Source organism: Cedecea davisae, assembly GCF_044095835.1.
In the GTDB taxonomy this organism is placed as follows: domain Bacteria; phylum Pseudomonadota; class Gammaproteobacteria; order Enterobacterales; family Enterobacteriaceae; genus Cedecea; species Cedecea davisae.
In genome coordinates, this window is record NZ_CP172054.1 from 3,848,297 (window position 1) to 3,862,659 (window position 14,363).

13 protein-coding genes are annotated in these 14,363 nt (G+C 44.8%); 7 read left to right on the forward strand and 6 right to left on the reverse strand.

Annotated elements, in window-relative coordinates; genetic code table 11:
- Nucleotides 1–2: 2 nt before the first annotated feature.
- A complete protein-coding gene (locus ACG1VR_RS18400) occupies nucleotides 3–638 on the reverse strand; it encodes a fimbria/pilus periplasmic chaperone (protein WP_395489501.1) in 636 nt (211 codons plus the stop codon).
- A gap of 235 nt (nucleotides 639–873) precedes the next feature.
- Nucleotides 874–1,395 carry a hypothetical protein gene (locus ACG1VR_RS18405; RefSeq protein WP_395489503.1) on the reverse strand — a complete coding sequence of 174 codons (522 nt, stop codon included), beginning with the start codon at nucleotides 1,393–1,395 and terminating at the stop codon, nucleotides 874–876.
- Nucleotides 1,396–1,881: 486 nt separating this feature from the next.
- On the opposite strand from ACG1VR_RS18405, the gene ACG1VR_RS18410 reads away from it, so the two are divergent.
- Nucleotides 1,882–2,196, forward strand: a complete 315-nt coding sequence (locus tag ACG1VR_RS18410; RefSeq protein ID WP_395489504.1) for a PTS sugar transporter subunit IIB — start codon at nucleotides 1,882–1,884, stop codon at nucleotides 2,194–2,196.
- Between the two features lie 1,272 nt (nucleotides 2,197–3,468).
- On the opposite strand, the gene ACG1VR_RS18415 is transcribed toward ACG1VR_RS18410, so the two are convergent.
- Entirely contained in the window at nucleotides 3,469–3,981 is a 513-nt protein-coding gene (locus tag ACG1VR_RS18415; protein WP_016535077.1) for a helix-turn-helix transcriptional regulator, read from the reverse strand.
- Nucleotides 3,982–4,228: 247 nt separating this feature from the next.
- Between ACG1VR_RS18415 and ACG1VR_RS18420 the strand changes: the two genes are divergently transcribed.
- From ACG1VR_RS18420 to ACG1VR_RS18440, 5 genes are all read left to right on the forward strand, one after another.
- Nucleotides 4,229–4,969 (forward strand): fimbrial protein, encoded by a 741-nt coding sequence (locus tag ACG1VR_RS18420; RefSeq protein WP_395489505.1) that lies wholly within the window; start codon nucleotides 4,229–4,231, stop codon nucleotides 4,967–4,969.
- 39 nt (nucleotides 4,970–5,008) lie between these two features.
- Complete coding sequence (locus tag ACG1VR_RS18425) at nucleotides 5,009–5,530, forward strand: CS1 type fimbrial major subunit (protein ID WP_395489506.1); 522 nt, start codon at nucleotides 5,009–5,011, stop codon at nucleotides 5,528–5,530.
- 56 nt (nucleotides 5,531–5,586) lie between these two features.
- Nucleotides 5,587–8,292, forward strand: a complete 2,706-nt coding sequence (locus ACG1VR_RS18430; RefSeq protein ID WP_395489507.1) for a TcfC E-set like domain-containing protein — start codon at nucleotides 5,587–5,589, stop codon at nucleotides 8,290–8,292.
- Between the two features lie 6 nt (nucleotides 8,293–8,298).
- Nucleotides 8,299–9,564, forward strand: a complete 1,266-nt coding sequence (locus tag ACG1VR_RS18435; protein WP_395489508.1) for a CfaE/CblD family pilus tip adhesin — start codon at nucleotides 8,299–8,301, stop codon at nucleotides 9,562–9,564.
- 105 nt (nucleotides 9,565–9,669) lie between these two features.
- Entirely contained in the window at nucleotides 9,670–11,088 is a 1,419-nt protein-coding gene (locus ACG1VR_RS18440) for an NAD(P)/FAD-dependent oxidoreductase (protein WP_395489509.1), read from the forward strand.
- A gap of 145 nt (nucleotides 11,089–11,233) precedes the next feature.
- Here ACG1VR_RS18440 and ACG1VR_RS18445 read toward each other — a convergent pair whose 3' ends face one another.
- From ACG1VR_RS18445 to ACG1VR_RS18455, 3 genes are all read right to left on the reverse strand, one after another.
- A complete protein-coding gene (locus tag ACG1VR_RS18445) occupies nucleotides 11,234–11,725 on the reverse strand; it encodes a TIGR00645 family protein (RefSeq protein ID WP_038475281.1) in 492 nt (163 codons plus the stop codon).
- A 64-nt stretch (nucleotides 11,726–11,789) separates the two neighbouring features.
- Nucleotides 11,790–12,215, reverse strand: coding sequence for a phosphate-starvation-inducible protein PsiE (locus tag ACG1VR_RS18450; RefSeq protein WP_016535070.1), 426 nt, complete (start codon nucleotides 12,213–12,215; stop codon nucleotides 11,790–11,792).
- Nucleotides 12,216–12,884: 669 nt separating this feature from the next.
- Nucleotides 12,885–13,361: a WbuC family cupin fold metalloprotein gene (locus ACG1VR_RS18455; protein WP_395489510.1), complete on the reverse strand. Its 477-nt coding sequence runs from the start codon at nucleotides 13,359–13,361 to the stop codon at nucleotides 12,885–12,887.
- A gap of 261 nt (nucleotides 13,362–13,622) precedes the next feature.
- On the opposite strand from ACG1VR_RS18455, the gene ACG1VR_RS18460 reads away from it, so the two are divergent.
- Nucleotides 13,623–14,045, forward strand: a complete 423-nt coding sequence (locus tag ACG1VR_RS18460) for a 3'-5' exonuclease (RefSeq protein WP_395489511.1) — start codon at nucleotides 13,623–13,625, stop codon at nucleotides 14,043–14,045.
- Nucleotides 14,046–14,363 lie beyond the last annotated feature (318 nt).

The window sequence follows — 14,363 nt, forward strand, 5'->3', positions numbered from 1 at the left end:
AATCAGCCCTGAGGCCGGGCGGCTAGCTCCGGCAATGACTGGTAAGCGCGACTCCTCCCCCCTTCATCCGTTATCACCACCCATTTGATCGGGCCTTTGGCTTCCTGGCTAACGGGAAAGGTTCGCGAGGAGTAAGGGGGAATATATGTCACCTCCGGCACGGCCAGCCCGCCAATGCTCACCGATGCTAAATGAACATAAAGAGGAGACGAGTTCTGCGCCACGAGCGTCTTCCCATCTTTGTACCAGGCCAGGTTCCCGGCGGCTTCCCGGGTGGTTGTGCTTAACGTAGGGGGGCGAACCAGCAGTTTAATGCACTGGCGGGCGCTGACTTCCAGGTTCATGATGACCGCAGAAGAGGGAGCACGCGCTCTCTCATCTTGCGCCCAGACATCGGTGTTTTTAGGCGGAATGCCCGCTACGCAAAGCCAGCTCAGGGTCTCGCGATCCTGCGCAAACTCGCCTGCTTTTATCACTCTGAAACGACTTTGCTGATGGCCTTCTAAACGCGACACCGGCGGAGTCACGATAAATGGAGCAGGCGTTTTTTTATCTTCCTGCCAGGCTTTTCCCTGAATAAGAACCGGGTAATCCTGGGGATTATTTACGGCGAGAGCGATGTCGTTTATGCCTGGCAAATAGATAAGCCTTGAGGCACCCAGTTTTATTTTAAACAAGCGTGTATGAGCAACCACTTCATCAGCCGCAGCATTTGCTGATAATATCAATAATGCGCCACCGATAATAAGAGAAAACATCCCCACAGAATACGAATTTCGCATAACAACGCGCTCATTAAAGTGAGATATAAGTGGGCGATGCGATTATAAAAAACACGCCCGGTTAAAAAAGGGGGCCATGCCCCCAAATTATTTACTCACTAAATGTATAAGCTATCGTTTTAACTGTATAAGTATCAGCCACGACTTTCTGTGGACCATTTAACTTCACGTTATAGCTTTGCACCGGGCCGCTAGCCGCAAATGAAACATAATTAAGACCATGCTCGCCGGACTGCACAATACTCCGGGGAGAAACGGGTTCAACTTTTACCGAGATGACGTTATCAGCATTATTTATACCGTGGAAATTCCCGACGCCAAACTCTTTTGAGGTATGCCCTTCCGGAATATCATCCGTATCGGCAATGAGGGTGGTATAAAGCCCTTCCTGTAACCCCGTGATGCTGCCGGTTGCAATTAATGAGTCATCACCAAAACTCCCGCTGACCAGGCCACCGACCATCGTTAGTGAGTTCCCGATATCCACCGTTTCGGCAAAGGGAATATTTGCACTGGAACTTACTTTTTCTGACGTGAGCGTTTCGGCGAAACTACAGGATGCAAATGCCAGAGGCAAAACAAACGCCCCCAGCATCAGTTTTTTATGGTTCATGTATTACCTTCCTTAGTGACTACACAACTTTAAATGATATAAAGGCGCTACAAAATGAGACAGTAAAAATAATGAATCAATTTACTTTATATCTTCCGGACAAGCGGCGAGTATAAAAACACGTAAAAACTCTATCTATCAAAAAACGCCATTATTAAATCGATAATCACCTGAACAGACCAGTATAAAAAACAAACAACCCCTGGTGGTTATTTTACTCAACACTAAAACTTTGCCTTTTGATGTATTTCTTACACACCTTTATATTACCCGGAGATAATTGTGCTTAGCCTCCATGCCACCACATACCAGATTTTCACTTTTGATTGCCAGGAGGCCACAAGATAAGAACAGCGCGGCAGCCCCGGTGGGCCAGGCTGAGTGAGCGCCTTATCGGATAAATTTGTCGTGTAACTATGAGCCCACACACATTTTATGGTTACCGCCAGGAATAGTGTATGCCTCAGTTATCAAGAGGACATACCCATGAAAAAGTTACTCATATGTTGCTTGTTCGGGAACACGGCCAATTCTCTGGCGAAGAAAATGCAGAAAGTAGCGGATGCAGAAGGTTATAAACTGATGGTCAGCGCCGTGGGGCTGGATAACTTTGCCAGCGTCCAGCCTGCATTTGATGGATTTCTGGTTGCACCACACATTCAATACAAGCTCGATGAAATCAGGGCTACCGTCGGGGGACAACGCCCCATCGCCGTTATAGAAGGCCTGCCCTATGCGTCACTGGATGGCGATAACGTACTCCGTTTTGCTCTTGCCACTCTCCCGGACATGGCCAGTTAGGTTAAGGCCCAACTCAGGGATGAGTTAATTTCATACCAGGCCAACGCGTGCTTTTATTCCTCATCTTTTGATATCGCCCCCTGTTCTTCGGCTGCCTGTTTATACGCATTATTCCTGCCTGAAGCGAAGCTTACGCTGAATCAAGTTTTCCAGCGGGCCGGGACCCGCTCCGGCCTGAGCCTCACCAGCGCTATGCAGCAAAGGAGTAAATGAAAAGGAGCCGCCACTGGCGCAACGGCTCACAGAAAACCAGGGGAAACCCACCCTCTTTATTTCTACTTCAGAGGCAGCTTCAAGCAGAGGCAGAAAGGCCCGCCAAAAACATTTCAGTTTTTATTTATTGTATTTAAAGGGAGAGGCTCATTTGTCGGAATGAATACAGATCCTTTTATGGCGCATAATTAATCACTTATATGAAATTAAAAACCATTTTTTTCATAGTGAAAAAAATGTAGTTTTGTAATTTTTTTGTAGAGAAATGTAACGTCTTTTTCTTTTGTTACATTGCATATTCATTGTTTAGTATCCATTTAAAAAGCATGGTTATACTGAGCGCAATTTAAATCACAAACCAGGGATTTACTTTAATTAATCTACTGCATTATTCATTGAGGATTAGCATCGCTCAGGGGGATTACCACTCAAAAAATCATATTATCGGCTAAGGAGAAACCGTTAACCGCCGTATTTCTCGAGTGAAGAAAACACTTAACCTTAGCTTATGTTTTATTTCTATTTTTTTGACCGTCAATCTCATTAGTTTCAGAGAGGTGCCCGGCCTGGTTCTTCAGCATGGTTAGCAGCCGATAGTTAAGTGATAACAATAACTTTCCGTTCTGCGAGGCCATCAAATTTCATAATTAAACATTATATTTAAAATTAAAAAAATCATATTGATGATGCAATAAGAACGCATGCCATCGGATAGACTGTGAAATACTTACAATAACAATCATAAAAATAAAAAAACCATAAAATGAAAAATAAAAAAACCGCGTACTCATGCCACGCTCGTCAAAAGACATTATCGACACATATCAAAAGAAACATAAATAACCATAAGAAAACCAGTCAACAAAGCACATAGAAAGAGCATAAAAAACCAACAGCAAACACAAAAAAACACAATTAAACACATCATTAAATATATAAAAAAACAAATTAAAGAAACACCCTTCCACTCCGTAAAGAAGAAAGGTGTTTTTATGTAAAAACAATCAAAAATTGATGAAATAATTAAATGCGATCATATTTTCAGCGTGATAAAAAATATCACCAAAAGAAAATTTCCCTTACATTTCTTATACTTAGCTTTTTTGCAACGTTCTTCCTTAAACTATACACCGTTTTTTTTGAAACGCCTAAATGACAAGCTTCCTTCTCTAAAGGAATATTAAATATTAAATTTTGCAATGCTTGATATTCTTTCGCAGTCAATGCTTTTTCACTTTCTGCTGAGGATTTCCTGGCTCTTTTCCCAGTAAAACCACCGGAGCATTTATTCGTTAACTTGATATCACTCAAGCTAACAACACAGATATTACGCCGTAAGCCTGAAAAGTAGTTTGCAAGCGGTAAAAGATTAGGATGTGAAATTATTATGGTTCTTTCATTTAAATTACAATCAACCCAATCACTCATGATCACCTCTTTCACAGACCATGTTGAAAGATTTAAAAAAACGATATTTTCACTATTGTAGTCACACTCTTTAAACAATCTTAAAACGTACTGCAACCCTATATTGAAATATGCATCTTTATTCGGGAGAACTGTCAACTTCATATTAGATAATCCTTATCGTTAACAAACTATTCTTATAATTTATAAGACTCATAACTGAAAATGTATATCGATCATAACCCCCTTGATTGATAGGTTTTGCCTATTTAGGAATATGTAACCGATCGGTTTTAACGATCAAAATACTTGATCGCTGTCAATTTGTCCTCTAGAATCTGCTCTGTTTCTCAACAAAATCCATATCTACTCATCATGGAAAGAGATAATTTTCATCAGGGATAAAATACTTATGAAGAGCATTTTTATTTGTTCCGCACCTATTATTCTCCTGGCACTCCTGTCCATGAACAGCAAGGCCAATGCCGCCATGTATGTCTACCCTATGGAGGCCTCCGTTGGAATGAATGGAGCATCAAAAATAAGAGTAATATCTCAGGATAATGATGTTCAGTTTATTAGGGTAAGCCTCAAGCAAGTGCTTAACCCAGGAACAAAGGAAGAGAGTGAGAAAGCAACATTGGCCGACAACCCGGCAGGACTCATTATTACGCCACGAAAAATAGCTCTGTCTTCAGCCAGCGAGAGAGTTGTGAGGCTTGTTTCAGTAGAACCGCCACAAAAAGAAACTACATGGCGTGCTTATTTTGAAAGTGTAAATGAAAACAATTTTCTTGATGAAGGCTTCAAAAGTAAAAAAGACAACAAAACTGCCAACGTCGGCGTAAATATTGTCTGGGGAGCATTGATACATGTTGCACCTAAAAAGGTAATTGCGAGTCTAAAAATCAATCGTGAAAACGGAAAGGTTTTTAATGATGGGACTATCAGGATGCCTGTCAAAGAGATCGGAGAGTGTCATCCGGATGGCCAGTGCTTATGGAAAAAAACAATAGCCACGGTCTATCCGGATACCGAGATCGATATTCCACAAATGACCTTCTCACACTCAAAAACATACCGAATTAAATATATAAACTGGATTACAAAAAAAATGGAAGAAGCTCCATTGTCTGCATCGCAGACGAATTAACCCTTCCCGAAAATGGGAAAACAACAAAAGGAATGTTAAATGAAAAACAAACTTAACCTGCTCTGCTTAGGCGGTATTCTGGCAACCACTTTTTGCGCTAATGCTGTACAAAGAGATATTACAGTAACAGCAGATATTGACCCGACGGTTGACGTTACCAATGCCGATGGCTCTCCTCTCCCTTCTTCCGTAGCGATGCAATACCTACCGGGGAAAGGACTTGCGGCACATAAAGAAAATATTAAGTTCTGGTCGAATAAAGAAGATAAAGCACTCAGCGTCAGCCTGGCTAATACCCCGACCCTGACAGATGCCAATGGCAGCAATGCTATTCCATTAAGCGTGTCTGTTAACGGTACAAAATTGTCTACCACCCCTATCACTCTGGAATATGCCACTGCCTTCCCGAGCGGTATTGCTAACGGTTCTTCAACCATGCCTCTGGTGATTGCTCAGGACAATCCAGGACCAGTAGCGGCTGCGGGCTCTTACACTGGGATCGTAAGCATGGTGGTAACGCAGGCCACTGCGCCAGCAGAAAAGCCAGGTGGCAATAAGTAATTAGTCAACTCAAATGACAGGGTGCCAACCCTGTCATTTCTGATGGGAGTTCATGGATGAACATGCGGTTCTTGCCTGTTTTCTTCTTAATTTTCGCTTATTCAGCATCATGCTCGCTTCATGCATCCGTGCGCATCCCGCAGGGTTTTGAGGAACTGGCCAGGGGTCAAACGGTTCTCACCGATGTTTATCTTTATGGTCAGTCTCTGGGGGTTTTCCAGACTCATGTGGATCTCGAAAGCGTCCAGTTTCTACAACCCGACGCGGTCGTTTCTGCCATCAATAAAATATATCCGGATAATCCTGACCTCAATGCAATGTTACATAATGAACTAAAGAAACCTTTTAACCGTAACAGCAAGCTTTCATGCAGCAGCAGCGGCGGCACGCCCGGGTGCGATTTTCTCAAAACGGATACTGCCGATATTATCTATGACGAAAATAATGCCAGGACTATCCTGTTTATAAGTAACCACTATCTTCCGGAAAAAAAGCAGAAGAATATTTATTACGTCTCCAGCGTAGAAAGTCGCAATGCTTTTATTCACCAGCAAAATATTAATTTTGTGACAGACAGGCACTATCAGTCAGCTTCAGTGCAGGGCAATGGTTCTCTGGGTATTACGGAAAATGGTTACCTGAATGTTGACTGGAACTGGCAGGGACAACGTTCCGGCAAGGAAAGCACCCATGACACCGCCATCAATAATGCCTACTTCAGGCAAGATTTTTTAAAGCGGTTTTATGTGCAGGCCGGCGTTATGGATTCGCGGGATGTTTTCAGTAATAGCGGCGGGAATATTAACCTTAGCCAGTTACCGCTGGGGAAAATGCGTGGCATAAGAGCCGGTTCCACCCTCGCCTGGGTCAATATGGATAATGTCTCCGGCGGTACACCGGTCAATATTTTTCTGTCCAGAGAGGCAAGAGTTGATGCTTACAGAGATCGTCAGCTACTCGCTTCATTCTATTTAAAGCCCGGGCCGCAGGAACTCGACACCCGTTCATTCCCGATGGGCAGTTACACATTAACCCTCCGGGTATATGAGGATAACCAACTGGTAAGGACCGAGACGGTGCCTTATACCGGCCTGGGCGGGTTTTCATCCAGCACTCCGCAGTGGTTTGTCCAGGCGGGCTCGCCGGATACGGATGACACACCTGAAAACGACAGCGACAAGCAGGTTATTCAGGCCGGGCTCAAATTACCGATGAATAGCAATACTGCCCTGACGGCCGGTACGGCACTGTTTAATAGCGCCAGCTACTGGGAGGGCGCTATTGACTGGTCACATGGTTTTGACTCGGGCTGGCTGGACGGTCTCTTGACGTCAAGAGCGAGCTATCTGCACGGGAGCGAAGGATCAAGAGGCAATATTCAGCAACTCAATTACAACGATGGGTTTTCCCTGAGTTTTTATCGTAGTGCGATGACGGCAGCTCAATGTAACGCCCAGGGCCTGCACCGGTACAGTTTTAACGGCTGCTATAAAAGTACAAATGTGATGCTTTCAGTCCCGCTTGAAAAATGGTACGGCACGCTGGGTTATTCGCTTAACAGTAATCAGGGCCGCTATGTCTACCGCAGGGATTTGGTCGATTATGATCCCCATAACCCGGCGGGTGTTCCATGGGAAAAGATTTATCAGACTCATTCCCGCAGCAGGACCTGGCAAGCGGGTGTCACACGTACTTTTAACATCCGTGATATCAACCTCACCTCCAGCCTGAATGCTTTTATAAGAAATGAAAGCGCGTTTAACGCTCAGGACAAAGGCATCTTCGTCACATTATCTTTCTCCGGCAGCCGGAATGACGTGGGCGGAAGGCGCCGTTCATTCTCTGGGGGAGCTAGCTGGCAGGCCAGTAAACAAGGTAATACCCAACTCGGGTATAACGCAGCCTATAGCCAATATGGCGATGAGAGCGGTGAAAATGAGACGGGTATATCACTCAATGGCGTGAACACCGATAACGTTACGTCTTCAGTTTATGGGCGTATGGGAGGCCAGTACGGCACGGGCTCACTGACCCTAAGTGATGCATGGGATCGCACGACAAGCGGGCATATCCTCAATAGCAGCGGCAATTACAGCTCATCACTGATCCTCGATCGGAAAGGGTTTGTTGTCGGCCGCTGGAGCGGTGGAGCCCCATCTTCGGCAATAACCGTCAATGTGGAACAAGACAGCGAGCCAGAAAAGTCACGCGTGAATGTGTCAGTAGATAACAGCGGCAGAAGTGACGTCCAGAGCAACAGCCGGGCGCTCTTTACCGTTCCCGGTTATAGGGAAAGCACGATTGATGTCACTGAGTCACAGGCCTCCTCCGCAGGCATAAGCAGCGAGATAAGCAAAGGAACGGGTGCAAGAAAAGTCTTTATGACACCGGGAAAAACATTTAACAGAGAAGTGAAAGTCGATGCCCGTTATACATGGCTTGGCAGATTAATGGATAACGACAGGCGGCCGCTGGAAGGGGCCATTCCATTAAATGTTATGTCATGGACACCTTTAGGAAGGGGCAACTTTACGCTTGAGACAGCAAACAATATTAAGACCCTTTACGTAATGAAAGACAACGCTTACTGGCAATGCAGAATGAACGTTAGCGTGATGCGGGATGTTATTCGCTATGTGGGGACAACATCATGCCAACGCACAGAGCTGGCAAGTTTACCTGCAGCCGAACAAAAACAGGCTGAGTTAATGACCGCGGGAATGACGCAGCAGACCAAATCCACGGCTATGAACAAGGAGTAATGCTTAATGTGCCTTATTTTAGAGCCCCTCAAAAAGCAAACACCTGAAATGCTCTCGAACTCTTTTATCAAGTTCATACTCTTGATGACTACAACGATATTTTATGGTCTGTACACGCCCGCGCTGCGGGCCGATGAAGTAGCGCCCTCCTCTCATGACTTTAATGTCGAAGTCACAATGGATAAAGCATCAATACCTAGCTCAGTAATTATCTTTGATAATATTTTTGGTGGTATGTCCTCCTCAAGCGGAAGCGGCAACAGCGGTGACGTTAATAAAAACAGAAATAATACTTTAACTTGTTATACGCGTACCGATCCTTCAAACGGAGCATGCCCAACAAATCCATATTGGGGTAATGGATTAAGTGGCGGTGGCGCTATTTTTGATGGAAAATTAGTATTGCGTTTCAGTCATGAAAAGACCGGCAAGACTGTAGATTTAACGCTCAATGGCGTAAAGCAAGTCCTCTCTACACTTAAATTAAGCCTCTGGAATGCTGCATCTTATCCTTCCGGCAAGCCTATTACATTCTCACTAAAGATAGATCGCTCGGAGCTTTTAAAGCTAACTACGGGGACATGGAATGCACATTTGATAATGTATCCGACTAAATGGGTTAGAGATTGTCCAGGTCCGGGGAAAAATCAGGCAAGTCAGGGATGTAGCGGCAGCAGACTTGGCACATGGAATTCAACTATATCGCTAACAATAACCGACTATGGCACACAGCAAATTTATTTCCCTGAATATGGCGCATCAACACCCTTAGTTGATCTTGGGCTAAGAATAAAAAAATTTGGCGACCGCACGGCCATGGCTGATGCACACAGGACAATAGATATGTGTTTATACGATGGGAGCAACTCAAGTTCAAACCAGATCAGTCTGTTATTCACGGATGAGGGGAAACAGGCACCGGGAAGAAAAACCGGAGAGTTTTCCATATACGCGCCGGGTGCATCAACGGACGCTGACAAACGGCTTGATTACAATCTTTCTGTTATCAATCCCCTTACAGGTGGGGCACAAACAGTTAAAAATGGCGAGCCTATTATCTGGACCGGCGTGAGTGCAGATGAAGGGAAAGTTAAAACTAAACTGGTTAATCTGCCTGGCGTAAATGGCCTGGTTCAATGCGTGCCGGCGCCATTAACCTTCCGAGTCCCGGAGTTCAAAATATCATCAAAGAGCCAGGGGCGTTACTCCGGAACGCTTAAGGTAGTTTATACCCCCACCACTCAATCGTGGCGAGATGACGTTAAAAAATAAACTGTTCGTCTATTTATATAATTGCATTTATATGCGAGCGGCTTTTATTTATTAATAACCAAATCAACTTATTAAACTCTAAAGCAACCTTGCTAAGGCGGATGTATGAATATAAGCAGGAGAAAGTTAATATTAGGCGGGGCGGCTATATGCGCTGCAGGTGCGGTAGCCGGAGTTCTTCCCCCAATGCTCAAACAAGAGGGAAGACTGGTCGCAGGCAAACCAAGATATGGTTTTGTTTCGGGCACGGAAGGTAATATTCCAAAGTCGGCAGATGTCGTCGTCATTGGCGCGGGTATACTCGGTATTATGACAGCGATAAATCTGACGAAAAAAGGATTATCCGTTGTTATTCTGGAGAAAGGGAATATTGCAGGCGAGCAATCATCTCGTTTTTATGGCCAGCTTATTACCTATAAAATGGAAGGCCAGACATTCATGCTCCATCATCTGGGGAAACAGCATTGGCGTGAGATGAATGCCATGATCGGGGCAGATACCAGCTACCGAACCCAGGGGCGAGTTGAAGTCCCCTTTGACGACGACGACTTAGATAATGTGACGAAGTGGATTGCCCGGAAGAAGGAGGAAGTCGGTGGAGCAAACCCTCTTCAAACCAGAATTATCGAGGGTAATGAGTTAAAACAGCGTCTGGCAGGGGCTGTTTCATCCTGGAAGGTGGCAGGTTTTGAAGAGGATTCCGGCAGCCTCGATCCTGAAATTGCGACCTTTAAGATTGCCGAGTATGCCAAAAGACTTGGGATCAAAATATATACGCAGTGTGCCGCGCGGGGAATTGAAACCCAGAGCGGCGCTGTTTCCGATGTGGTCACCGAAAGAGGCTCGATAAAGACAGCTCGTGTTGTACTCTGCGGCGGAGCATGGTCACGTTTATTTATGCAAAACCTCGGAGTGGACCTGGAAACGCTGCCGGCATATCAGTCTCAACAATTGATTTCAGGCACCGTTGGGCTGCCTGGCGGGAATGTTGCCTTACCGGGTAATCTGTTTTTCCGCGAGCAGGCTGATGGGACCTATGCTACCTCGCCTCGCATCGAGGTCATCCCTATCGTCGAAGACTCATTTAAATATGGCTATAAATATCTTCCTCTGCTGGCTCAGCCCGATGCCGCAGTCCATCTGTCAATTAACGAGCAATTGCTCAATTCATTTAAGCAAAAAAAGAACTGGAAGCTGGATGAAGTATCGCCCTTTGAGAGCAACAGAGATATGGTTGCCTTGCCGGATGTCAAAGATTTAGATAGATCACTTGCCCGACTAAGGGAAGAGTTTCCTGCTTTTAACCATTCGACAGTGATTGACCGATGGAGTGGCGCTATGGCCGTCGCGCCGGATGAATCACCTATTATTTCTGCCGTTCAAGAATGCCCGGGACTGGTGGTTAACACGGCCACAAGCTGGGGGATGACTGAAAGCCCTGTTTCCGCCTCTATTGCCGCAGATATTCTCCTGGGAGAGACGCCTGTACTGGATCCTAAAGCATTTAGCCTTTACCGATTTTAATCGGGACCGGAGAACAGTGGGGAATAAAATCTGTGCCGGATTATACTCTCCGGCCACAGGCTATTTTTCATACATTCCATGATGATGGATAGCATTACTGGCAGTTTTAACTGCCAGCCTCCTGAGCTGATGCCATGATTTAAAATCACACCTTACGCGTTATTTTATCCAGAATACCCATGGCAAAGGCTGAAAGGACAAATGTCATATGCATAATGACATACCACATTATCTTCCCATCATTAAAGTTACCGGCATCCATAAAGACCCGTAACAGATGGATTGATGAAATCGCGACAATAGAAGCAGCAACCTTATTTTTCAGCGAGGTAGAGTCAACCTTCCCTAACCAATTCAGCTTTTCACTGAGGTGTTTAACGTTAAGGCGAGAGACAAAGTTCTCATAGCCGGAGAGCATGACCATAACCAATAACCCCCCCACCAGGGCCATATCCACAAGCGACAGCAGCAGCAGGATAAGATCCGACTCCGCAATCAGCAGGATATCTGGTAATACATGCACTATTTCCTGAAAAAACTTAATCGTTAATGCCACAAGCGCCAATGACAGCCCAAAATATACCGGGGCTAATAACCAGCGCGATGCACAAAGCAGATTCTCAATCAAACGCTCCATATAATGACTCACTCCCTTATAAAGATGAATAAACAACACCAGTTTTAACGCGAAAAAGAGTTATTTATGGCTCTATCTTCTTACTTTTAGTGAACAGTAAAATGGTAGACAAAATGAAAATTGACGCACAATACAGGATTGTGTCCTGAGCGCTGGAATGATCCACAATCAATAACCGTATTATTGCCGTGATGGCTATATAGATAAAATACCTTAATGGGAAATGGCATCCCGATTTAAAGTAAACCACTATCAGCGCAACGAATTCAAAGAATAGAAAATACGTCACCAGAGCCTCAATCAAATCATATGAGGATTTCTCTGAGGTATTGTTATAGAGCATCGCTGCCATGTAACTCCCTTCCCGCAGAAGGAAGATTGTTAAGATCAGGCCGACAAAACAGAGGCTTATGTTAAGCATGCCACGAATAAGCGCGGTGAAGACATCTGTCCATTTTATTTTTAGTGATAAAAACATACCAAACCACATATATTAAAAAAAGGCATCTCCAAAGAAGAGATGCCGAAAGCGGATGTATAAAGCATCAAAAAAATCCCCAGGAGAGACATTTGACCAAATACTTAAACGCGAAAAAATGCTTCCGCGCTTTAAGTACGATGAGTATATGCCGCCTCATTAAATAAAGGATAAACAAAGTCGAGGCACTGGATTTTGGCGTCATCAAATTACAATCATAGACAAATAACTTACAATTATTGAAAATCGAAAATATAAATTACTTTCGAATTTAAAACTCAATGAATAGTTATTTAATTATAGTGTATAAAAAAACGGAATGAGTCCTGATTGCCCTATCATCAGCCTTATTTCAAGCTCCCTTATGCGGCAAACGCAACACCCCACCAGCGTGCCCTTCAGCAGTCACCCGGCAATATTCTGTACCGCTGCTATTGTCAGATTCTCGGGTTATCCGTTGCGGACAAGATGCTGGCCAGAATACCGGCTCCGGCGTGCGAACATCTCAGCTTTTTACACTGAAGCATAGCTGCTCGATTAACTGACCAGCCCCCGAAGATGATCCGGACATAATCAGGCCAAGTTCAGTTGAAAACACGACATAAGGACGGGAAAAAGCCGTTGTATACGGCTTTAGTTTATTTCTCTGGCCGGGAAAGAATATGGGAGGGTGCGGTAATATTACAGGGAAAAACCGCCATCTCCCACTTGCGCCACGGCATACCATTTCATCAGCTCATCCGTGCCCGGCTCGTTTTCGGCGGGTGCCCATGGGGCCATATCTTGCTCAGCTACAGGCTGATACGCCCCATGTTTTACCTCAAAAATAACCCCACCTTTATCCAGCGACAACACCGCATGCCAGGTCCCGGCCTCCGTCTCCAGCACTTTGCAGTCTTCACCTAACACAACGCGGTGGGTCACGTTGCCATTGTCATCAAAATTCAATACCAAAAAGCGCCCGCTAAGGGATGTCAGCAGCTCAAACGTGTGCGGGTGACGGTGAGGGCGAACATAGGTACCCGGTTCCATAGCAATCGCCAGGCGCTGAACAGGATCGCTCAATTCAGGATGGAGATTACGATTGGCACGTAAGCGAGGGGAGTTTGCGGCTTGCTCGCTTTGTTTTTGTAGATCGCTGAACGTAATTTGTTTCATATTAACCTTTGTGAATGTAGGTCGCTCACGGCAGCCAGGAACCCGGATGTCGCAAGGTTTTATGCTATCTCAACAGACGATTAGACACGGTTTTAGCAGACCAAATCTCTGCCCGGATTATAGACGCTGCGGCTGATGTCCCATAGCTCCAGAACGAGTCTATTTACAACGCCACCGGCGTTCCGGCCGAGACTTGCTTCAGAATGGTTATGCGCTGGCTGTCAGTAAAAGGCTTTTTCATGGGGTGTCCTTATGTGGCTTATGAAGACATTACTAGCATCGCGGTGTATTAATCAACGGGGAGCAGGTCAGTCCCATGATCGTCTTAAACAGGTTGTGCGCGTTGTTGAAGCGCGTATCAAAGATTTACTGAAAATCGAATCTGATTTACCCCTCGCATTAAAACGATTTAGTGATGATCAAGCTGTACGCATTTTAACCATTCACAAAAGCAAAGGATTAGAGTTTGATTCGGTTGTAATCATGGCTATAGAAAATGAGATTTTTTTTGGTGATGAAGAAGAGAATCGCTGTGCGTTTTTTGTCGGTGTTTCGCGAGCAAAGAGACGCCTTATTTTAACGCATACTAACAAGCGTGATGAACCTGCTAATGCCAGACATTGGAAAGTTTTTCGGACTGCTCGAGTAGAGTATTTTAATTATGTTCTTCCGTTTGTGAAGTAACGGCCAGTCCCAAAATCACTTATAATTCCACTTTTATTTTCACATCATTTTGGGCTAAACAGCATTAATTTTTACAATTGGTTAATTAAACATCGATCAATAATAGATATAGAGTGCCATTTGCAACGTCCGCTCCTGGCATGAAGCGGACGTTCGTGTACAAGGAGCGCAACAATTCGCTGTAGAGAAGCGAAATCTACGGTCAATACATCCGACCTGGCGATCGACCCTCAGGCTAAGCCCTGTATTCCTCGACAAGAAAAAAACCGTTGAAAAAGCGCTTTTGGTCATTCGGGAGGCCGCACAGCATGATGCAGA

Bases quoted from the DNA above. Each gene is read 5' to 3' on its own strand.
- ACG1VR_RS18455 (WP_395489510.1), bottom strand. From the start codon at position 13,361: ATGAAACAAATTACGTTCAGCGATCTACAAAAACAAAGCGAGCAAGCC.
- ACG1VR_RS18415 (WP_016535077.1), bottom strand. From the start codon at position 3,981: ATGAAGTTGACAGTTCTCCCGAATAAAGATGCATATTTCAATATAGGG.
- ACG1VR_RS18450 (WP_016535070.1), bottom strand. From the start codon at position 12,215: ATGTGGTTTGGTATGTTTTTATCACTAAAAATAAAATGGACAGATGTC.
- ACG1VR_RS18445 (WP_038475281.1), bottom strand. From the start codon at position 11,725: ATGGAGCGTTTGATTGAGAATCTGCTTTGTGCATCGCGCTGGTTATTA.
- ACG1VR_RS18410 (WP_395489504.1), top strand. From the start codon at position 1,882: ATGAAAAAGTTACTCATATGTTGCTTGTTCGGGAACACGGCCAATTCT.
- ACG1VR_RS18440 (WP_395489509.1), top strand. From the start codon at position 9,670: ATGAATATAAGCAGGAGAAAGTTAATATTAGGCGGGGCGGCTATATGC.
- ACG1VR_RS18420 (WP_395489505.1), top strand. From the start codon at position 4,229: ATGAAGAGCATTTTTATTTGTTCCGCACCTATTATTCTCCTGGCACTC.
- ACG1VR_RS18405 (WP_395489503.1), bottom strand. From the start codon at position 1,395: ATGAACCATAAAAAACTGATGCTGGGGGCGTTTGTTTTGCCTCTGGCA.
- ACG1VR_RS18435 (WP_395489508.1), top strand. From the start codon at position 8,299: ATGTGCCTTATTTTAGAGCCCCTCAAAAAGCAAACACCTGAAATGCTC.
- ACG1VR_RS18430 (WP_395489507.1), top strand. From the start codon at position 5,587: ATGAACATGCGGTTCTTGCCTGTTTTCTTCTTAATTTTCGCTTATTCA.
- ACG1VR_RS18460 (WP_395489511.1), top strand. From the start codon at position 13,623: ATGAAGACATTACTAGCATCGCGGTGTATTAATCAACGGGGAGCAGGT.
- ACG1VR_RS18425 (WP_395489506.1), top strand. From the start codon at position 5,009: ATGAAAAACAAACTTAACCTGCTCTGCTTAGGCGGTATTCTGGCAACC.